At 76.7% G+C, this 19,169-nt stretch carries 17 protein-coding genes; 7 read left to right on the top strand and 10 right to left on the bottom strand.

All coding sequences use genetic code 11. The annotated features are described in order from the left end of the window. The 4 genes from EJA20_RS18805 to EJA20_RS14930 all read left to right on the top strand — a co-directional run. A partial coding sequence (locus EJA20_RS18805; RefSeq protein WP_205687526.1) for a hypothetical protein occupies positions 1 to 1,193 on the top strand: 1,193 nt, incomplete at its 5' end. 50 nt (positions 1,194 to 1,243) lie between these two features. Next, the gene (locus EJA20_RS14935) at positions 1,244 to 1,714 is read left to right on the top strand and encodes a calcium-binding protein (protein ID WP_129339293.1); all 471 of its coding nucleotides are present in this window, start codon (positions 1,244 to 1,246) and stop codon (positions 1,712 to 1,714) included. Further along, positions 1,711 to 1,872: a hypothetical protein gene (locus tag EJA20_RS18800; protein WP_164984005.1), complete on the top strand. Its 162-nt coding sequence runs from the start codon at positions 1,711 to 1,713 to the stop codon at positions 1,870 to 1,872. The genes EJA20_RS14935 and EJA20_RS18800 overlap by 4 nt, the downstream gene beginning before the upstream one ends. Before the next feature lie 347 nt (positions 1,873 to 2,219). Beyond that, positions 2,220 to 4,451, top strand: coding sequence for a diguanylate cyclase domain-containing protein (locus EJA20_RS14930; RefSeq protein ID WP_129339292.1), 2,232 nt, complete (start codon positions 2,220 to 2,222; stop codon positions 4,449 to 4,451). 43 nt (positions 4,452 to 4,494) lie between these two features. On the opposite strand, the gene EJA20_RS14925 is transcribed toward EJA20_RS14930, so the two are convergent. The 8 genes from EJA20_RS14925 to EJA20_RS14890 form a co-directional block, all read right to left on the bottom strand. Beyond that, the gene (locus EJA20_RS14925) at positions 4,495 to 5,457 is read right to left on the bottom strand and encodes a sensor domain-containing diguanylate cyclase (RefSeq protein WP_129339291.1); all 963 of its coding nucleotides are present in this window, start codon (positions 5,455 to 5,457) and stop codon (positions 4,495 to 4,497) included. A gap of 198 nt (positions 5,458 to 5,655) precedes the next feature. Then, positions 5,656 to 7,545, bottom strand: coding sequence for a carbohydrate-binding domain-containing protein (locus EJA20_RS14920; RefSeq protein WP_129339290.1), 1,890 nt, complete (start codon positions 7,543 to 7,545; stop codon positions 5,656 to 5,658). Further along, entirely contained in the window at positions 7,542 to 8,402 is an 861-nt protein-coding gene (locus EJA20_RS14915; RefSeq protein WP_129339289.1) for a polyphosphate polymerase domain-containing protein, read from the bottom strand. Before EJA20_RS14915 ends, EJA20_RS14920 begins: the two co-directional genes overlap by 4 nt. Beyond that, complete coding sequence (locus tag EJA20_RS14910) at positions 8,399 to 9,121, bottom strand: DUF4956 domain-containing protein (RefSeq protein WP_129339288.1); 723 nt, start codon at positions 9,119 to 9,121, stop codon at positions 8,399 to 8,401. The genes EJA20_RS14915 and EJA20_RS14910 overlap by 4 nt, the downstream gene beginning before the upstream one ends. 259 nt (positions 9,122 to 9,380) lie before the next feature. Next, positions 9,381 to 10,958 (bottom strand): sensor histidine kinase, encoded by a 1,578-nt coding sequence (locus tag EJA20_RS14905; protein WP_240675533.1) that lies wholly within the window; start codon positions 10,956 to 10,958, stop codon positions 9,381 to 9,383. Continuing rightward, positions 10,955 to 11,719, bottom strand: a complete 765-nt coding sequence (locus EJA20_RS14900) for a response regulator transcription factor (protein WP_129339287.1) — start codon at positions 11,717 to 11,719, stop codon at positions 10,955 to 10,957. Before EJA20_RS14900 ends, EJA20_RS14905 begins: the two co-directional genes overlap by 4 nt. Further along, the gene (locus tag EJA20_RS14895) at positions 11,658 to 12,800 is read right to left on the bottom strand and encodes a glycosyltransferase (RefSeq protein ID WP_129339286.1); all 1,143 of its coding nucleotides are present in this window, start codon (positions 12,798 to 12,800) and stop codon (positions 11,658 to 11,660) included. The genes EJA20_RS14900 and EJA20_RS14895 overlap by 62 nt, the downstream gene beginning before the upstream one ends. Beyond that, positions 12,797 to 13,852 carry a phosphodiester glycosidase family protein gene (locus EJA20_RS14890; protein ID WP_129339285.1) on the bottom strand — a complete coding sequence of 352 codons (1,056 nt, stop codon included), beginning with the start codon at positions 13,850 to 13,852 and terminating at the stop codon, positions 12,797 to 12,799. The genes EJA20_RS14895 and EJA20_RS14890 overlap by 4 nt, the downstream gene beginning before the upstream one ends. Before the next feature lie 507 nt (positions 13,853 to 14,359). On the opposite strand from EJA20_RS14890, the gene EJA20_RS14885 reads away from it, so the two are divergent. From EJA20_RS14885 to EJA20_RS14875, 3 genes are all read left to right on the top strand, one after another. Then, a complete protein-coding gene (locus EJA20_RS14885; RefSeq protein WP_129339284.1) occupies positions 14,360 to 15,259 on the top strand; it encodes a MetQ/NlpA family ABC transporter substrate-binding protein in 900 nt (299 codons plus the stop codon). Between the two features lie 76 nt (positions 15,260 to 15,335). Further along, positions 15,336 to 16,433 carry a methionine ABC transporter ATP-binding protein gene (locus tag EJA20_RS14880; protein WP_129339283.1) on the top strand — a complete coding sequence of 366 codons (1,098 nt, stop codon included), beginning with the start codon at positions 15,336 to 15,338 and terminating at the stop codon, positions 16,431 to 16,433. Beyond that, positions 16,430 to 17,092 (top strand): methionine ABC transporter permease, encoded by a 663-nt coding sequence (locus EJA20_RS14875; protein WP_129339282.1) that lies wholly within the window; start codon positions 16,430 to 16,432, stop codon positions 17,090 to 17,092. The genes EJA20_RS14880 and EJA20_RS14875 overlap by 4 nt, the downstream gene beginning before the upstream one ends. A gap of 80 nt (positions 17,093 to 17,172) precedes the next feature. On the opposite strand, the gene EJA20_RS14870 is transcribed toward EJA20_RS14875, so the two are convergent. Next, positions 17,173 to 17,682: a MarR family winged helix-turn-helix transcriptional regulator gene (locus EJA20_RS14870; protein ID WP_129339294.1), complete on the bottom strand. Its 510-nt coding sequence runs from the start codon at positions 17,680 to 17,682 to the stop codon at positions 17,173 to 17,175. A 731-nt stretch (positions 17,683 to 18,413) separates the two neighbouring features. Beyond that, a partial coding sequence (locus EJA20_RS14865) for an HNH endonuclease signature motif containing protein (protein WP_205687525.1) occupies positions 18,414 to 19,169 on the bottom strand: 756 nt, incomplete at its 5' end.

Here is a 19,169-nt window from a genome sequence, read left to right as displayed (position 1 = left end):
GGGCGCGGGGCGCCCTGCCGCTCCTCGCGGCGGCCCGCGCCGCGGAGGGTGCCCGTGCGGCCCTGCCCGCGGTCGCGGTCGCGGCCCTCACCGGGCTCGCGACGCTCGGGCTCGTGGTCGGCGCGACGGTGGCGGCGGGCCAGGAGGCCGGCGCCTGGGCGGCGCTGCCCGGCGACGCCCGGGTCCGGTCGGTCCCCGGCGGGACGGGTGGGTCCGGTGCGCCGCTGCCGGCCCGCCTGCTCGCCGGTCCGGAGGCCGCCGCCGACGCGCCGGGGGTCGTCGCGGCGGCCGCCGGACGTGTCGAGGACGGGGTGCAGCTGCGCGGCGAGGGCTGGGGGCGGCGCGGCCGGGTCGTCGCGGTGGACAGCGCGGCCTTCGCCGCCCTGACCCGGGCCACCGCCGCCCCCGACGTCGCGCTGCCCGTGCCCGGCCCCGGGGACGGCGCCGCCCTCCCGGCCCTCGTCACCGCGTCGGTCCGTGACCTGGGGACCACGGACCTGCGCCTGGGCACGGCCGGCGCCCGCGTGGCGCTGCGGGCGGTCGGCGACCTGCCCGTCCTCGTGGCCGACGCCCCGCTGGCGCTGCTCGTCGACGCCGCCGCCCTCGCGGAGGCGTCCGGCCAGGCCGTGGAGCCCACCACGGTCTGGCTCGCCGGGCCCGGGGCGGGGGCGGCGGCGCGGGCGGCCGCCGCCGGCGGGCCGGGGGAGGTCGAGGCGCTCGCGCGCGGCACGCTGCTCGCCGAGCGTCGGGCCGCCCCGCTGGTCCGGGGCACGGCGGTGCTCGTCCGGGGGTCGACGGCGGCCCTGGCGGTGCTGCTCGCGCTGGCGGTGGTGCTCGTCGTCGCCGCCGGGGCACCCGAGCGGCGCGCGACCCTCGCGCGGCTCGGCACGCTCGGCCTGCCCCGTGGCGCCCTCGTGCGCGTCGCGCTCGGCGAGCTCGTGCCCACGACGGCCCTCGCCGCGGCGGGCGGGCTCGCCGTGGGCCTGCTGACGGCCGCCCTCGTCGTCGGCCCGCTGTCCCTGCGCCTGCTCACCGGTCAGGCGGTCGACCCGTCCCCCGTGCTCCCGGTCGCGGCCCTGGTGCCCCTCACGGTGGCGGCGGCGGCCGCCGCCACGGCGGCGCTCGCCACCGTCGTGGGCACGCGCGACCCGGCCCGGCGCCCGATCCGTCCCGGATCGTCGGGGGGGACGTAGGGGGGAGTCCCCGATCCGCCGCCCCGCCCCCGGCCGCCACGCTCGGCACCATGCACACCAGCACCGCGCGCCGGGACCGTCCCGCGCCCCACCGCCGGACGGCCGCCCCGTCCCCCCTGCCCGCCTCGTCGGCCTCGGCCCGGACGCGCACCGCCGCGCTCCTCACCGCGACCCTCGCCCTCACCCTGGCGCCGCTCGGCGTCGGGACCGCCCACGCGGCGACGACCTGCCTCGGGAAGACCGTCACGGTCACGGGCACCGCCGCCTCCGAGACCCTCACCGGCACCGCCGGCGACGACGTCATCGACGCGGGCGCCGGGAACGACACGGTCTCCGGCGGCGGCGGGAACGACACGGTCTGCGGCGGCGACGGCGCGGACGTCGTCGACGGCGGGGTCGGGAACGACACCGTCGACGGCGGCGCGGGCACCGACACCCTCTCCTTCGCCAGCGCGACGGCCGGCGTCACCGCGAGCCTGGCGACGGGCACGCCACCTCCGGGTACGGCACCGCGACGGTGACCGACCCCACGGGCAAGGTCGTCCTCACGAAGTGGCTCGGCTACGACAGCGACCTGCCCACCCTCACCGCGAGCGGGACCTACACGGTGACGGTCAAGGCCGGCGACAACGACGCCGTCCACAGGGGCACGTACAGCTTCGCGATCGCGACCCGCTGAGCCGCAGGGACCCCGGCCCCCACCCCGGCCCCACCCCGGACGGGTGAGCCAAACCTAGGGGTGGGGATAGGGGGTCCCCCCGGTCCCGTCCGGGGGGACCAGGGGGCAGGCTGGTCACCGGCGGCCGATCCGGGGGGAGCCCGGCCGCCCGCCGGGCCCCGCAGGGGGCGCGGGCCCGGCCGACGGCGCCGCGCGATCCGCAGGGGGGATCGTGCGGCGCCGTCGTCGTACGCCGACCGGGTGGTCGGCCACGGCCGCCTCAGGGCCCGGCCCGCCCCGTCGATGAGGGGGTCGCACGCGCGTCGAGCCCGGGGTCGCGCGTCCGCCCGGACCTCAGGCAGGCAGGCATGACGACGATCGACGAGGTGCTGACCCACGGCACCGTCCGCACCGTGTTCCAGCCCATCGTGGAGCTCGACTCCGGGTCCGTGGTGGCCTACGAGGCCCTCAGCCGGGGCCCGGCCGGCGCCCTCGAGCGCCCCGACCTGCTGTTCGCCGCGGCGCGCGCGGAGGACCGGCTGCGCGAGCTCGACGAGCTGTGCCGCCGCACCGCGCTGCGCACGGCCATCACCGCCGGGGTGCTCGCGCCCCTCACGCTCTTCGTCAACGTCGAGCCCGAGGTGCTGGACACCGCGCCGCTGGAGGAGCTGCTCGCCATCGCGGCGTCCGCGCCCCGCGACCTGCAGGTCGTCCTCGAGATCACGGAGCGCGCCATCGCCGCCCGCCCGGCGGAGCTGCTCGCCACGGTGCAGCGCCTGCGCGGCGCCGGCTGGCGGATCGCGCTCGACGACGTCGGCGCCGACGACCTCTCGCTCGCCTTCATGCCGCTGCTGCGGCCCGACGTGGTCAAGCTCGACCTGCGGCTCGTCCAGCAGCGTCCCGGGCCCGCGCTCGCCGAGATCATGAACGCCGTCAACGCGGAGGCGGAGCGTTCGGGGACGGTCGTGCTGGCCGAGGGCATCGAGGACGAGCGCCACCTCGCCACCGCGCTCGCGCTCGGCGCCCGGCTCGGGCAGGGCTGGCTGTTCGGCCACCCCTCCGACGGGCTCGCCCCCGGCCTGCCGACCGCGCCCCTCGCGCTGCGCACCCCGCCGCAGGTGCGCGAGCACGCCTCCCCGTTCGCCTGCCTCCCGCCCGGCACCCCGCTGCGCCGCTCGTCGAAGGCGCTGCTCATCGAGGTGAGCAAGCACCTGGAGCGCGAGGCCGTGCGCCTGGGGTCCACCTGCACGGTGGCCGCCACCTTCCAGGAGGCACGGCACTTCACGCCCGCGACCGCGCACCGGTACCGCGAGCTCGTCGAGCGCGTCGGCTTCGTCGCGGCCCTCGGCGAGGGGCTGCCGGTCGAGCCCGTCGCCGGGGTGCGCGGGGCGCACCTGCACGACGACGACCCCGTCCGCGGCGAGTGGGACATCACCGTGCTCGCCCCCCACTTCTCCGCCGCCCTGCTCGCCCGGGACCTCGGCAGCATCGGCCCCGACCGCGAGCGCCTCTTCGAGTTCGCGCTCACCTACGACCGCGAGGTCGTCGCGGACGCGGCGCAGGCCCTGATGTCGCGGGTGCTGCCGCAGGACGCCGTGCGCCTCGTCGCGCCGGCCCTCCCCGCGGCCGCCGACGCCGGGCGGCCCGCCGCCGCACCCCGGGCCGACCGGGCCAGCGACCCCGAGCCCACGCTGCGGCGCGCCCTCTCCGCCACGGGCAACGGCGTGACCATCAGCGACGTGACGCGCCCCGACCAGCCGCTCGTCTACGTCAACACCGCCTTCGAGCGCCTCGCCGGGCTGCGGGCGGAGGAGGCGCTCGGCCGCAACTGCCGCTTCCTCCAGGGCCCCGACACCGACCCCGAGGCGATCGCCCGGCTGCGGGCCGCGATCGTCGAGGGGCGCGAGGCCCGCGAGACGCTGCTCAACCACCGCGGGCCGGAGCGGACCCCGTGGTGGAACGAGGTGTACGTCGCGCCCGTCTTCGACGAGAGCGGCCGCCTCGTGCAGTACATCGGCGTCCAGAACGACGTGACCGACCGGGTGCACGCGGAGCAGCGGCTGCGGGAGGAGCGCGAGCGCGCCCGGGCGTACCTCGGCGAGGTCGAGCGCCTGGCCTTCCACGACCCGCTCACGGGGCTGCTCAACCGGCGGAGGCTGGCGGAGGCCCTCGAGGCGGCCGTGCTGCAGGCCCAGGTCACCGGCACGGGGGCGGCGGTGCTGTACCTCGACCTCGACGGGTTCAAGGCGGTCAACGACGCGCACGGCCACGCCGTCGGCGACGAGCTGCTGCAGACGCTCGCCGCCCGGCTCCAGGGCCGGCTGCGCCGCGGCGACCTCGTCGCCCGGCTCGGCGGGGACGAGTTCCTCGTCGTCCTGCCCGCCCTGGACCGGGAGGGGGCGCGCGAGGAGGGCGAGCGGGTCGCGCGCGAGCTCGCCGACTTGCTGTCGGAGCCCGTGGTGACGTCCCGGGGTCCGGTCCGGGTCCGCTGCTCCATCGGCGTCGCCGCGTGCCCCGAGGACGGCACGGGCTTCGACGAGCTGCTGCACGCCGCCGACGAGCGGATGTACGCGACGAAGGGCGCCGCCCGGCGGGCCTGAACGGGCCCGACCGGGCCCGAGCGGCCTGGGCGGCCTGGGCGGCTCAGCCGGCGCGGGCGCGCTTGCGGCGGTAGAGGTCCGCGTCCGCGGCCTGCCACGCGAGCTCCAGCGTGCCGGCGGAGGTGCGCGACCCCAGGCCCACCGTCGCCGCGACCCCCGCGGCGTCGAGGGCCGCCCGCAGCCGCTCGACCTCGACGAGGCCGCCGGCCTCGTCCGTCTCGACCGCCAGGACGGCGAACTCGTCGCCCCCCAGGCGGGCGACGTGGTCCGTGGCGCGGACGGCGCCGGCGAGCACGGCGGCGCACCGGCGCAGGAGCGTGTCGCCCGCGAAGTGACCCTGCCCGTCGTTGACGGCCTTGAGCCGGTCGACGTCGACCGCGACGACGCAGGCCGGGTGCGCGTAGCGGCGGCACCGCGCCTCCTCGGCGGCCAGGACGCGGTCCCACCCGCGCCGGTTCCCCACGCCGGTGAGGGCGTCGGTCGTGGCCTCCTGCTCCGCCTGCTCGGCGCGGCGGCGCAGCACCTCGCGGTCCAGCTCGAGCGCCAGCACCGTGGACAGCAGGCGGGCCTGGAGGCGGACGAGGTCCTCGTGCTCGCGCAGGGTGTCCGGCTGCGGCTCCGGGTCGAAGGCGCACAGCGTGCCGAACAGGCCGCCGTCGGGCTCCACGAGGGGGACGCCGACGTACGCCTCGACGGCCGCGGAGCGCCGGACGGGGGCGCCCGCGAAGGCCGGCACGTCCGCGACGCGGGGCGCGATGCTCGGGCCGAGCTCGGCGACCATCGCCGCGCAGAGGGAGCCGCCCCAGTCGAGCACGGAGCCGTCGCCGATGCCGTAGCCGTCGGAGGACTCGCGCCAGGCGAGCACCACCTGGTCGCCGCCGACCTGCCGGGTCACCATCCACAGCCGCAGCCCGACACGCGCCTGCAGGTCGGCCAGCACCGCGCCCGCCGCGTCGGCGAACCGGGGGAAGCCGGGGTGCACGAGGGCGGCGGGCTCCGTGCTCATCGCGCCTCCACCCACCGTCGTCCCTCGGCCGGCGGACGTGGACGTCCGCCGGCGCGCGGACGCCCGGCGCCGGATCGTCGCCGACCACCATGCCAGGTCGGGGGCCGGAACGGGAGGTGGCCGGCGCCGCTCGTCCGGGTGGACCCTCCCGGGCGGCGGCGCCGGCGTCCGCTTCCGCGGCCCCCGCGCACGGGCGGCTCAGGCGCCCGAGGCGGTCACCGTGCCGAGCTCGGTCGCGCCGTCCGGGGAGCCGTCGGTGCCCCACCCGCCCACGGTCGCCGTGACCGTGCCGCCCTCGTACGCGGTGTAGGTCCGCCCCGCGACGAGGTCCGGCGAGGACACGACGAGGGTGGCCGCGTCCTTGCCGAGCTCGACGGACGCCACCACGGTGTCGTCGTCGGCGACGAGGTGCAGCACCGTGCCCGCCGGCAGCGTCCCGCCGAGGCCGAAGCCGACCCACGCCTGCGCCGAGGTGGCCTCGGGGCTCTCGGACATGGAGCCGCCGTCGGTCGCGACGAGCACGCCACCGGTGACCGTCAGCCCGCTGTTCGCGTCGAGCGCGCCGTTGCCCTGCGAGACGGGGCCGTCGACCACGGTCGTGCCGCCCGTGATCGTGAGGGTGCCGTTGGAGTCGAGGCCGTCGCCCTCGGCGTCGACGACGAGGGTCCCGCCCGAGATCGTCACGGAGGGGGTCGCGGTCGTGGTGGTCGTGGTGGTCGTGGCCGTCTGCTCGACGACCGCCGAGGTGCCGGTGGCCGTGCCGGTGGCGGTGTCCGTGGCCGTGCCGGAGGTGTCCGTCCCCGGGCGCGTGCCGCGCATGCCGCCGTCCCCCGCGCCGCCGGGGCCCCCGGTGCCGGAGCCGTCCGCGCCGCCGCCGGCGTTGACGCCGTCGTCGCTCGTGGTCAGGTCCACGTCCCCGCCGCTCAGCTCGACCGTCGTGCCCTCGAGGCCCTCGTAGGCCCGGGTGACGGTGAGGGTGCCGCCCGAGACGGCCAGCGTGGTGTCGGCGTGGACGCCGTCGTCGGAGGAGGCCAGCGTCAGCGTGCCGGCGGACACGGTCACCGCGCCGTTCGAGTGCAGGGCGTCGTCGGCGGAGTCCACGTCGAGCGTGCCGCCGGCGACGACGACGCTCACCGTGCCCTTGACGCCCTTCGTCGAGACGTCCTCCGTGACGGTCCCGCCGCTGCCGCCGCCCGCGACGACGGAGAGCTCGCCGCCGGTGACGACCGCGTCCGTGGCCGCGTCGATCCCGTCGCCCCCGGCCGTGACCGTGAGGCTGCCGGCGCTCAGCAGGACGTAGCCCTGCGTCGCGTCCTCCTCGTCGTCGGACTTCACGCCGTCCCCGCCGGCGGTCACGACGAGCGCGCCGCCCTCGACCACGACGTAGTCCTTGCCGCGGATGCCGTCGTCGACGGCGTCGACCGTGATCGCGCCGGCGGTGATGACGAGCCCGTCCTTCGAGGCGATGCCGTCGTTGCTGCTGCCGGTCACGGAGAGGGAGCCCTCGCCGGTGATCGTGAGGTCGGCGGCGCTGAACAGGGCCGCGTTCGGCTCGTCCGTCGTCGCGTCGGGGTCTGCGTACGTCGACGCGTCCTCGAGGACGTTGGTGCTGCCGTCGGCGAGGACGACCATCGCCTCCTCGGCGTTCATGACCGCGATCGCGCTCGTGGTCGCGCTGGTGATCTCCGCGTCGTCGAGGACGAGGCGCACGAGGCCGCCGTCCGCCGTGTCGACGACGACCTGCCCGGCGAGCGTGCCGCTGAGGCGGTAGGTGCCGGCCGCCGTGATCGTGACCGTGCTGCCGTCGACGGCGACCCCGTCGCCGCTGCTCGTCGCCGTGGTGCCCTCCAGGCTCACGGCGACCTCGGTCGCGGCGTCCCACTCGTGGTCGGCGGGGTCGTCGTGGTCGACGGCGTTGTCGGTCGTGGCGACCTCCGTCGTGGCGGCCGAGGCGTCGGTGGTCGAGCCGTCCATGGTCGTCGTGCTCGTCGACGGGGACGTCGCGGCGTCGGTCGTCGGGGAGCAGGCGGCCAGGACGGCGAGCGTGAGGGCCACGGGCAGGGCGAGGAGGCGGTGCGGGCGCTTCATGAGGTGCTCCAGGTCGGGTCGGTGGTGCGCGGGGTCGTGCAGGAGGGAGAGGGGGTGCCGGGCGGCGGGACCGCGAAGTGCCGCCGCAGGACGGGCCGCCAGCGGGTGGCGGGCAGCTCGGGGTGGAGGGCCGCGAGCCCGGTGGCGAACTTCGAGACGGCCACGGGGCGGTGGCCGAGCGCCCAGAGCAGGCGGTCTGCGGCGGAGGGACGGCCGAGGGTCTTCGTCTCGACGACGACCCCGTCGGGCAGGTGCAGGACGGGCCCGTCGCCGCGCCCCCCGTCGCCCCCGGCGCACACGAGGCCGGTGTCGACGGTCACGCGGCTGTCGTCGTCGGGCAGGAGGAGGGTGCTGCGGCCGTAGCGGGTCACGAGGGTGGGGACGAGCGCCGCGGTGGGCGGCTGCGGGACGCCGAGCCCGCCGAGCACCGCGTCGACGAAGCCGGCCCCCTCCCCGGTGAGCGCCGCGCCGTCCGCGGGGTCGTACCCGTGCCGGTGCTTGACGGTGCGGCCGCGGCGGTCGCGCGTCTTCACCTCGAGCCAGCACTGGCCGGCGTCGAGGTAGGTGCGGGTCCGCACCTTCCAGCGCACGGGGCGGCGGTGGGCGGCGAGGTGGTAGGACGTGAGGTCCGGGGTGTCGAAGTAGACGGAGGCGTAGCGGAAGAGGCGGGCGCCGTCGATCTCGAGGACGCGGGCCGCGCCGGTGGCGGCGAGGTCGGCGAGCAGGAGCCGGGCGTCGGCGAGCGGGAGCACGTACTTGCGGTCCACGCGGGTGAGCAGGGCCGCCCGCTCCGTCAGCTCGACGAGGTCGGCCGGCGCGAGCCCCGCGAGGGCGGCGGCGAGGGGGCCGGCGGTCACCGCAGCACCCGCACGGGCACGGAGGCGGTCGCGACGACGACCGACGGCACGGCCGATGGCGAGACCTGCGGGACGACGGTCTCCCCCGGCGGCGTCGTCGCCTCGCCCGGCGCCGCGGGGCGGACTCCGCCGTCGACGGCGCCCCGGGCGGGGCGCGCGGCACGGCCTCCCCGCCGCCGCGCCACCTCGTACCGCACCTCGACGAGGGTCGTCTCGAGCACGAGGTCGACCTTCACCACGCCGACGGCGTGCACCCGGGCGCCGAGGCGCCGCTCCAGGTCGGCGACGAGGGCCGTCTCGTCCGTGATCGCCACGTCGAGGTGCACGAGCAGGGTGCGGTGGCGGGCGAGCAGGCGGGGGTGGTCGCCGACCCACAGGACCGCGAGCACGAGCGCCATGAGCGCGGCCGTGACGGGTAGCGCCAGCACCGACAGGCCGCCGAGCAGCCCGAGCGCCAGCGCCGAGAAGTAGTAGGCGACCTCCCGCTGGCCCAGCTCCGTGGAGCGCAGCCGGATGATCGACAGCACCCCGAAGAGGCCGAGCCCGACGCCGGCGCCGACGGTGCTCGTCGCGAGCGTCGCGGCCACGACGAGCACGCCGACGTTCACGCCGAGGTACGCGACGACGAGGTCGCGGCGACGGTGGCGGGGGAAGTACACGCCGAAGGTCAGGAGGGTGATGGCGACGAGGTCGAGGGCGAAGGGGGCGAGGGCGGTCATCGGTGCTCCAGGGGTGTGCGGGTCGGTCGGGCGACGACCTGACCCTCGGCGCCGGCCCTGTGCCGCCCTCCGGCCCACCCTGTGCGCCGCATGTGAGCGCCTGCCGGCGCCCGCCGGCGACCCGCACGTAGACGGACGCTGCACCGGTCGTGGGGCACGCCGTGCGGCGGGGGGTCCGCACGGCGTGCCGCACCACCGGTGCAGCGTCTCTTCAGGGGTGTCGCGGGGGGCCTCGGGTCACGGGGGCACGACCCGCCCCTCAGCCCGCGGCGGGCAGGGTGACGGTGAAGACCGTCGCCCCGGGGGCGCTCGTCACGGCGATGCGCCCGCCGTGCGCCTGCACGACGGCGTCGACGATCGCCAGCCCGAGGCCGCTCGACCCCGTGCCACGGGTGCGGGAGTGGTCCCCGCGCGTGAAGCGCCCGAAGAGGTGCGGCAGGAGCGCGGGCGCGATGCCGGGGCCGTCGTCGGCGACGCGCAGCTCGACGGTGCCGTCCGGCCCGGGCCGCACGGACGTGGTCACGGTGGTGCCCGCGGGCGTGTGGACGCGGGCGTTGGCGAGCAGGTTGACCAGCACCTGGCGCAGGCGGTCCTCGTCGCCCCGCACGAGCGGCGGGCCGAGGTCGAGGTCGGCCTCCCCGTCGTCGGCCCCGGGCAGGTCGAGCCGCCAGACGTGGTCGCGACCGGCGACGTGCGCGTCGGACACCGCGTCGACGGCGAGCGCGGTGAGGTCCACCTCGTCGTCGGCGAGGGGCCGCCCCGCGTCGAGGCGGGCGAGCAGCAGCAGGTCCTCCACCAGTGTCGTCATGCGCCGGCCCTCGGACTCCACGCGCTCGAGGGCGCGCACGGCGTCGGCCGGCAGCTCCTCCTCCATGCGCCGGACGAGCTCGGCGTAGCCGCGGATGGAGGCCAGGGGCGTGCGCAGCTCGTGCGAGGCGTCGGCGACGAACTGCCGCACCTGCGTCTCGCTGCGCTGCCGGGCCGCGAGCGCGCCCTCGACGCTGCCCAGCAGCGTGTTGAGGGCCCGGCCGACCTGGCCGACCTCGGTCGCGGCGTCGGCGTCCTGCGGCGGCACGCGCACGGAGAGCGTCACCTCGCCCTGGTGCAGGGGCATCTCGGCGACGCGCGTGGCGGTGGCGGCGACGCGTTCCAGCGGCCGCATCTCGCGCCGCACGAGCACCTGCGCCCCGACGGCGGCCAGCGCCACCCCGACGAGGAGCACGAGCACCTCGACGAGCACGTACCGCTGCACGGTCTCGGACACGTCGGCGAGGGGGAGCCCGGTCACGACGAGGGCCCCGTCGGCCCCCTGCGCCGCGACGACCCGGTACGTCCCGAGCGCGTCGAGGTCCACCGTGCGGGGCCGCCCGTCGGCCGGCAGGTCCTCCAGGGCGGCGTTCTGGTCCTGGGTCAGCGGCACGTAGGCGTTGTCGACGATGACCTCCGCGTCGACCGCGCCGTCCCGCCTCTCGAGGAAGAGGGCGCCCTCCTCCCCCAGGCCGGGGACGCGGAACCCCTGAGGACGGTCCTCGGGGACGTCGCCGCCGCCGTCGGGGGGCTCCGGGCGCGGGCCCTGCCCGGCGTCGGTCGCGCGGGCGCTGGCCTCGTCGAGCTGGCGGTCGAGCTGCCCGACGAGCTGGCTCCGCAGCGCGACCGTGGAGGCCACCGCCATCCCCGCCGTCGTGAGCGCGAGGAGCGTGAGCACGAGGACGACGAGGCGACGCCGCAGGGTCCACCGCAGGCGCGGGGTCCACCGCAGGCGCGGGGTCCACCGCAGGCGCGGGGTCCACCGCAGCCGTCGGGTCCGGTCCGGCGCGTCGGCGGACGCCCCGGTCACGCCCCCTCGCCGTCGGCGGCCTTGAGCATGTAGCCGACGCCGCGCAGCGTGTGCAGCATCGGGGCGCGCCCCTTGTCGATCTTGCGCCGCAGGTACGACACGTACAGCTCCACGATGTTCGCCTGGCCGCCGAAGTCGTACTGCCAGACGCGGTCGAGGATCTGCGCCTTGGACAGCACGCGTCGCGGGTTGCGCATGAAGAAGCGCAGGAGCTCGAACTCCGTCGCGGTGAGGCGGATGTCGACACCGGCGCGGGACACCTCGTGCGAGTCCTCGTCCATCCGCAGGTCGCCCACGGCCAGCACGCTCTCCTCGGCGGCGGCGGTCGCCCCGCTGCGGCGCAGCAGGCCGCGCAGCCGGGCGACGACCTCCTCGAGGCTGAAGGGCTTCGTCACGTAGTCGTCACCGCCGGCGGTGAGCCCGGCGACGCGGTCCTCGACGGCGTCCTTGGCGGTGAGGAACAGCACGGGCACGTCCGGCTGCGTGGCGCGGATGCGGCGCAGCACCTCCAGGCCGGTGAGGTCGGGGAGCATGACGTCCAGGACGACGACGTCGGGCCGGGACGCCTTGGCCGCCCGCACCGCGGCGTGGCCGGTGAGCGCCGTCTCCACGGCCCAGCCCTCGTAGCGCAGCACGGTCGAGAGCAGGTCGCCCAGCGACGGCTCGTCGTCGACGACGAGGGCCCGGACCGGCGTCCCGTCAGGACGGGTGAGGGACTCGCGGCGGGCGGGGGACGTCGGCGGCACGGTGTCGGTGGTCATGCGCACGAGGATCGCGCCCCTCCTCCGGGACGACCTGAGCGGTGTCTGTGCCCGCGCTGTGCGTCCTGCCGAACACGCTACGCCGTTGGACCGCGTAGCTCGCGACGACGAGCAGCACCTCCGTGAGCACCTTCCCGACGAGGAGCGGCAGCCCGACGTCCGTCAGCACGACGAGGAGCGCGGAGCCGGCCGCGAGCAGCGCCACGGCCAGCGCCGCGTACCGCAGGAGCGCGGGCCCGAGGGGGCGCCGGACCCCGTCCGGCCGGACGAAGACCCGCTCGCGGTTCACGGCGAAGTTCAGCCCACCGCTCAGCAGGCGCGCCGCCACGACCGACGGCAGGAGCGCCCCCGTGAGGGCGTGCAGCACGAGCAGCGCGACGGTGTCGACCGCGAAGGCGAGCAGCGACGACGCCGCGAACCGCACCAGGGGCGTCCAGACGCGCAGCGAGTCGACGAGGGGGCGGAAGTGCGAGGACCGGTTGCCCTCGAGGTAGATCGTGCGGATCGGCACCTCGCGCAGGTCCTGGCCGGCGCGGCCCGCGGCGAGCAGCAGGTGCAGCTCGTACTCGAACCGGTCCCCGGGCACGGTGAGCAGCCACGGGAGGGTGCCCGCGGGGTAGCCCCGCAGCCCGGTCTGGGTGTCGGTGACCGCGCGCCCGGTGACGAGGCGGAACGCCGCCCGCGTCACGGCGTTCCCGGCGCGGCTGCGCAGGGGCACGTCGCCGGTGAAGCGGCGCACCCCGAGGACGGTGGCGCCCGTCGCCGCGACGGCGTCGCCCACCGCGAGGACGTCGGGGACCGCGTGCTGGCCGTCGGCGTCGGCGCACACGACGTCCTGCCCGGGGTGCGCGGCGAGCACGTGCGCGACGCCCGTGCGCAGCGCCCGGCCCTTGCCGAGGTTGCGGGGGTGGCGCACGATCGCGGCGCCGAGGGCCCGCGCGGCCTCGAACAGGGGCTGGTGCTCCGGCCCGCTGCCGTCGTCGACGACCACCACGCCGACGTCCGGCGCCCCCGCCCGCAGGTCCGCGACGAGCCGCACGAGGCGCTCGTCGGGCCCGTACGCCGGGACGAGGACGATCACGAGGTCGTCCCGGCGATGTAGAGGATGTCGGAGGTGCCGCGTTCCTCGCCCCTGCCCAGCGGGTCGTTCACCACGGCGCCGTCGAACACCATCGTCGACGAGCCGCCCCCGTCGATGTTGTAGGCCGTCGTGGCGCCGAGGTCGAGCATGATCTGCGCCGCCTCCGTGAGCGTGACGCCGGCGCTGTAGCCGGGGCTGCGCCCGTCGACGACGACCAGCAGCAGGTGGTCGTCGTCGACGACGCCGACGAGGGTGCGGGGCTGGTCGCCCTGGATCGAGTGGTTGCCGACGTTCGTGTCGACCTCGTAGTCCTCGAGGCCCTCGGCGACCGCGCCGTCCTCGACGACCGCCGGGCCGAACGACAGGGTGTTCCAGGCGCCGGCGGCGACGAGCTCGGCGGCGGTCGTCGTCGTCTCGTCGTAGACCTCCACGTGGCCGTCGAGGTAGAACGCGAGTCCCTGGCGTGCGCCCTCGTCGCGGTAGACGACGCCGTTGCGGATGACGATGCCCGTGTCGCGGAACCCGTAGTAGTCGCCGTTGATGGCGAGGACGGCGCCGTTCGCCGCCGCGATCTGCGAGGTCGTCTGCGTGATGTTCGTGCCGAACTGGTCGTTCGCGAAGGCCGACTGCAGCACGGTGGCGTCGGAGAGGACCACGTCGGCCACGTAGTACGTGACGGTCTCGTCGCCGGAGCCGGTGGTCACCGTGCCGATGTCGATCGTCGCCTCGTCGGAGGTGTAGGTCAGGCCCTCGACGGTGCCCGTCGTGGTGGTGCCGGAGGTCGTCGTCGTGCTCGTCGAGCCCGCCGCGGCCTGGGCGGCGGCGTAGGCGTCGACGTCCGCGACGACCACGTGGTCGACGACGAAGCGGTCCAGGGCCCACGCCGACCCCCCGCCCGTCGCGAGCAGGAGGGCCAGGCCCCCGGCGAGCCACCCGGCGCGGGCGCGGCGGCGACGGGCACGCGGCGGACCGGCGGAGGGCGGTGGGGAGGGCGGTGCGGGGGCGCCGGCGGGCGCGGGGGGGCCGTCGGGGCCGGGGGTCGGTGTCGTCATGGCGCGATGGTCGGCAGCGCAGGTGTCACCCCCGTGTGGCGCCGCTGTGCGCCGGCCGTGGACGAGGGCGAGGGGCGCGAGCAACGTCACGCCGCCCCTCGCTGAGACGCGCGTCCCACCCAGTGGTCACGCTGGTACCGTGCAGCCGTCCGCCACCGACAGGAGACCCCCGTGCGCAGCCCCGCCACCGCCGAGCACCGCGCCGTCGTGCGCCGTGCCCGTGCGGCCGCGACGGCGCCCGCCGGCCGCGTCGACCCCTGTCGCTGTCGCCGGATGCGCTGACCCGGCGCCGCACCCGTCCCCCCGGGGACGGGCCCGGTCCGGGTGCCCCCGCGGCCCGCTGGGCCGCCCCCGCGCGGCACGGCGTGGCCCGTGCCGGCCGTCGCACGGCCGCCGCACCCCCTCCCCGCACGACCCCTCCCTCGCCTGACCCCGTCCCGGCGCGCACCCGTGCCGGGCGGCCCCACGGACCGACCCCGGTCGCAGAACCCGAGAGGCACCACCACCATGACGCGCAGGCTCCTCGCCACGATCTCCGCCCTGGCGCTGACGGCCCTGGCCGCGTGCTCGAGCGGCACGCCCGCGGCGGCACCCACCTCCGCCGACGCCGAGAACCGCGTCACCGTGCGCGTCGGCGTCACCGACGAGTCGAAGGCCTACTGGGGCACGCTCGTCGAGAAGGCCGCCGCCGAGGGCATCGACCTCGAGCTCGAGAACTTCACGGACTACCAGCAGCCCAACCCGGCCCTCAGCCAGGGCGGCCTGGAGCTCAACCAGTTCCAGCACCTGCTCTTCCTCGCGAACTACAACGAGAGCACCGACGACGACCTGACGCCCATCGGCTCCACGGTCATCTACCAGCTCGGCCTCTACACGACGAAGGGCTACGCGACGCCCGACGACATCCCCGAGGGCGCCGAGATCGCGATCCCGAACGACGCGACGAACCAGGCGCGGGCACTGCTCGTGCTCCAGTCGGCCGGGCTCATCAGCCTCGTCGACGGCGGCAACGCCCTGTCGACGCCGGCCGAGATCGACGAGGCCGCCTCGCGCGTGACGGTGGTCCCGGTCGACGCGAACCAGACCGCCGTGCAGCTGCAGAGCCTCGACGGCGCGATCATCAACAACAACTTCGCGGCGGACGCGGACATCGACCCGACGACGGCGATCTACTCCGACCTCGAGGACACCGCGACGGCCCGCCCGTACGTGAACATCTGGGTGGCGCGCGCCGAGGACGCCGACAACCCCGTGTACGAGCGGATCATCGAGCTGTACCACGAGGAGGACGTCATCGGTCAGCTCCTCGAGGAGAACAAGGGCACCGCGGTGGAGCAGGAGCTCACGCCGGAGGAGCTGCAGGCCGAGCTCGACGAGCTGCAGGGCCTCGTCGCCGAGCAGGCCTGACCCGCCCGGGTCATCCTCTCCGACGGCGCCGGCGGTCCCCCGCCGGCGCCGTCCCCTCTCCCCCAGGACGGTGCGCATGACCTCGACGACCGCCACCGCGACGCCCATGGTGCGCCTGCGCGACGTGTCGAAGGTGTACGAGGGACGGTCCGGCACCGTCCGGGCCGTCGACGGCGTCAGCCTCGACATCGCCCGTGGCGAGGTGTTCGGCATCATCGGCTACTCCGGCGCCGGCAAGAGCACGCTCGTGCGGCTCATCAACGCGCTGGAGTCCCCCACGGGCGGCGAGGTCGTCGTCGACGGCACCACCCTGACGGGTCTGCCCGAGCGGGGGCTGCGCCCGGCGCGGGCCGGCATCGGCTTCATCTTCCAGCAGTTCAACCTCCTGCGGTCGCGCACGGTCGCGGGCAACGTCGCCTACCCGCTCAAGGTCGCCGGCTGGCCGAAGGCGAAGCGGCTGGCGCGGGTGGCCGAGCTGCTCGAGTTCGTGGGCCTGTCCGACAAGGCGCGGCAGTACCCGGACCAGCTCTCGGGCGGGCAGAAGCAGCGCGTGGGAATCGCGCGGGCGCTGGCCACCTCGCCGGCGCTGCTCCTGGCCGACGAGGCCACCAGCGCGCTCGACCCCGAGACCACCCGCGACGTGCTCGACCTGCTGCGGCGGATCAACCTCGAGCTCGGGGTGACCATCGTCGTCATCACGCACGAGATGTCGGTCGTCTCCTACCTGTGCCACCGGGTCGCGGTCATGGAGCACGGCAAGGTCGTCGAGGCCGGGGACGTGTACGACGTGTTCGCCCGGCCGCAGCGGGAGGTCACGCGGCGGTTCGTCGGCACGGCGCTGCACGACCGGCCGAGCCCGGACGTCGTCGCCCGCCTGCGCCGGCGCCACCCGGGGCGGATCGTCACGGTCGCGGTGCGCGAGGACGAGACCACCGGCGGCGTCCCGGTCACGGCGCTGCTGCGGCAGCACGGCGTGGACGGGACGGTCGTGTTCGGCGGCATCACGGAGGTCGGGTCGCGGCCGCTGGGGTCGCTGACGTACGAGCTCGTCGGCGCGGACGCCGACGTGGACGCGGTCGTCGCGGAGCTCGCGCGCCGCACCGAGGTGGTCCTGCACGACGAGGGGCCCACCGCCGGCACCGGCGGCGGCGCGCACGAGGGGGTGACCGCGTGAACAGCGGTGGCGTGAGCCTGTGGCCGGAGCTGCTGGAGTCGCTGGGGCAGACGCTCCAGATGGTGGTCGTGACGCTGCTCGTCGGCGGGTTCGCGGGGCTGCTCCTCGGCCTGGCGCTCTACACGACGCGGCAGGGCAACCTGTTCGCGAACCGGCCGGTCAACGCGGTGCTCAACGTGCTGGTGAACATCGTCCGGCCGATCCCGTTCATCATCTTCATCACCGGCATCCTGCCGCTGACCATCGCCGTCACCGGGGCGAGCTACGGCACGAACGCCGTCATCTTCCCCATGACGATCATGGCGACCTTCGGCACCTCACGGATCGTCGAGCAGAACCTCGTGGCCCTCGACCCGGGCGTCGTCGAGGCGGCGCGCGCCATGGGCGCGGGGCCGCTGCGCATCATCGCGACCGTCGTCGTGCCCGAGGCCCTGGGGCCGCTCATCCTCGGCTACACGTTCCTCTTCGTCGCGATCGTCGACATGTCCGCCATGGCCGGGGCCGTCGCGGGCGGCGGGCTCGGCGACTTCGCGATCGTCTACGGCTACCAGCGGTTCAACTACGTGGCGACGTGGACGGCCGTCGCCGTCATCGTCGTCGTCGTGCAGATCGCGCAGCTCGTCGGCAACCTGCTGGCCCGCCGCGTCCTGCGCCGCTGATCCACCGCCCCCTCCCCGCGCACCGCACCGGCCCGGCACCCCCTCGGGGGCGCCGGGCCGTTCGCGTCGCACTCCAGGTCCTAGGACGGGGCGCGGTCCGAGCCCGGCTCGACAGCACACGACGGGCCGGCGTCGGTCGCGGGCACCGGCGGCAGGGCCGCGGCGCCGTGGGGGTCGAGCACCGCGAGCAGCGCCGAGGCGATCTCCCCGAGGCGGTCCACCTGGTCCGGCGTGAGGGGGTCGAGCACCGACCGGCGGACCTGCTCCACGTGCCCGGGCGCGGCCCGGACGACGAGGTCCCAGCCCGCCTCGGTGAGCGTGGCGTCGACGGCGCGCCCGTCCCCCGGCGAGGGGGCGCGGGTGACGAGGTCCCGGTCCTCCAGGCGACGCACCACGTGCGAGAGCCGGGGCGGCGTCGCGTTCGTCCGGGCGGCGAGGGCGGTCATGCGCAGCGTCCGTCCGGGTGCCTCCGACAGCATGGCGAGGACCATGTACTCGACGTGGGTCAGCCCGGAGTCCTGCCGCAGCTGCCCGTCCAGGGTCCCCGGGAGCCGCTCGACCACCGCCTGGAACGGCAGCCAGGCCGCCATCTCGCGGTCGGAGAGCCAGCGGGTCACGCGCCGACCCTACGGTCACCGGCGGACGGGTTCTGCCCCGACCCACGACGCGTCGCGCGCCGGACCAGGCGACGAGCGCGAGCGTCGTGCCGGATCAGCGCTCGAGCGGGAGCGGTCCGTCGACGCGAGCACCCGGGCGGGGCCCAGCACGCTCCGTGGCGGAGAGCGACCGCCCGCCCGGCGCCACCCTGTGCCGCCGCTGACGGGGTCGCCGCCCGGCGTGGGGCCCCGCGACGAGGTCGTCGCGCGGACGTAGGGCTCACGACCAGGTCCTCACGCTGTCGCAGGGCCCACGACCGCGTCGTCCCGGAGGCGCAGGGCCCACGACCGCGTCGTCCCGGAGGCGCAGTCCCGACGACCAGGGCGTCGCGTCCGGCACGGGCCCGCGACCGCCCGGCGCGCCCACCCACGCCATCACCGACAGGCCCAGCGCGCCGATGCAGGCCGCCGACCATGTCCTCGCGCAGGTGCCGACCACGCACCAACCCCTCGCGCAGGTGCCGACCACGCACCAGCCCCTCGCGCAGGTGCCGACCACGCACCAACCCCTCGCGCAGGTGTACCTGCCGCCTCCCGGTTGCGTGCGCGGGTCGCGCCGCCGCCGAGGTGCCACCCGCAGGTGCTTGCGCCGCCTCGTCCCCACGGAGGCCGAGCCATCGGTCCGACCGTCGCGTGGGTGCAGCGCGTCGGACCCGTCGACGGCGTCAGAAGGGTGGTGGCCCGTCGTCGGGCGGCGCGGGCGCGGGCGCGGTGGCGTCCGGCGTGGGCCTCGGGGGCGGGTCGGGTGGGTAGGCGGGGTGGGAGTGGGGGGTGCGGCCGGTGGGGGAGGTCCATCGCAGGGTGCCGTCGGGGTGTTGGTGGGCGGTCCAGCGGCCGTGGTGCTTGAGGCGGTGGTGGTGGCGGCACAGGTGGGCGAGGTTGGTGGGGTCGGAGCAGCCGCCGTCGGCCCAGGCCCGGGTGTGGTCCAGGTCGCAGGTGGTGGCGGTGCGGCGGCAGCCGGGGAAGCGGCAGTGCTCGTCGCGGGTCTGCAGCCAGCGGCGGCGGGCGCCGGTGACGGCGTAGGTGGTGCGGTCGGCGTCGGTGACGGCGCCGGTGAGGGGGTCGGTCAGCAGTCGGGTGAAGCTGGCGGCCTGGGCGAGCAGGTGGCGGGCGGTGGCGGCGTCGATGGGTCCGTACCCGGCCAGGTGCGCCGGCCCGTCCCCGCCCAGCACGGTGCCCAGGGGCACGGTGATCATCACGGTCGGCCGCCAGGGCACGCACCCCAGGTCCGGGCGCAGGGCACCGCCCGCGGTCCCGGTCGCGGTGCCGGTCGGCGTGCCAGTCGCGGTGCCGGTCGCGGTGCCGGTCGCGGTGCCGGTCCCCTGCCCGGTGCCGGTCGCGGCGCCGGTCGCGGCGCCGGTCGCGGTGCCGGTCGCGGTGCCGGTCGCGTGTGCGGTGCCGGTCGCGGGTGCGGTGCCGGT

It is taken from the genome of Cellulomonas endophytica, assembly GCF_004123805.1.
Taxonomy (GTDB): domain Bacteria; phylum Actinomycetota; class Actinomycetes; order Actinomycetales; family Cellulomonadaceae; genus Cellulomonas; species Cellulomonas endophytica.
The sequence above is the reverse complement of the archived record's forward strand: the minus strand, read 5'-3'. Positions and strand labels throughout refer to the sequence as shown.

What these genes read in the sequence shown, in the direction of transcription:
- EJA20_RS14935 (WP_129339293.1), top strand. Translation starts at nt 1,244, where the DNA reads ATGCACACCAGCACCGCGCGCCGGGACCGTCCCGCGCCCCACCGCCGG.
- EJA20_RS14930 (WP_129339292.1), top strand. Translation starts at nt 2,220, where the DNA reads ATGACGACGATCGACGAGGTGCTGACCCACGGCACCGTCCGCACCGTG.
- EJA20_RS14925 (WP_129339291.1), bottom strand. Translation starts at nt 5,457, where the DNA reads ATGAGCACGGAGCCCGCCGCCCTCGTGCACCCCGGCTTCCCCCGGTTC.
- EJA20_RS14920 (WP_129339290.1), bottom strand. Translation starts at nt 7,545, where the DNA reads ATGAAGCGCCCGCACCGCCTCCTCGCCCTGCCCGTGGCCCTCACGCTC.
- EJA20_RS14910 (WP_129339288.1), bottom strand. Translation starts at nt 9,121, where the DNA reads ATGACCGCCCTCGCCCCCTTCGCCCTCGACCTCGTCGCCATCACCCTC.
- EJA20_RS14900 (WP_129339287.1), bottom strand. Translation starts at nt 11,719, where the DNA reads ATGACCACCGACACCGTGCCGCCGACGTCCCCCGCCCGCCGCGAGTCC.
- EJA20_RS14890 (WP_129339285.1), bottom strand. Translation starts at nt 13,852, where the DNA reads ATGACGACACCGACCCCCGGCCCCGACGGCCCCCCCGCGCCCGCCGGC.
- EJA20_RS14885 (WP_129339284.1), top strand. Translation starts at nt 14,360, where the DNA reads ATGACGCGCAGGCTCCTCGCCACGATCTCCGCCCTGGCGCTGACGGCC.
- EJA20_RS14880 (WP_129339283.1), top strand. Translation starts at nt 15,336, where the DNA reads ATGACCTCGACGACCGCCACCGCGACGCCCATGGTGCGCCTGCGCGAC.
- EJA20_RS14870 (WP_129339294.1), bottom strand. Translation starts at nt 17,682, where the DNA reads ATGGCGGCCTGGCTGCCGTTCCAGGCGGTGGTCGAGCGGCTCCCGGGG.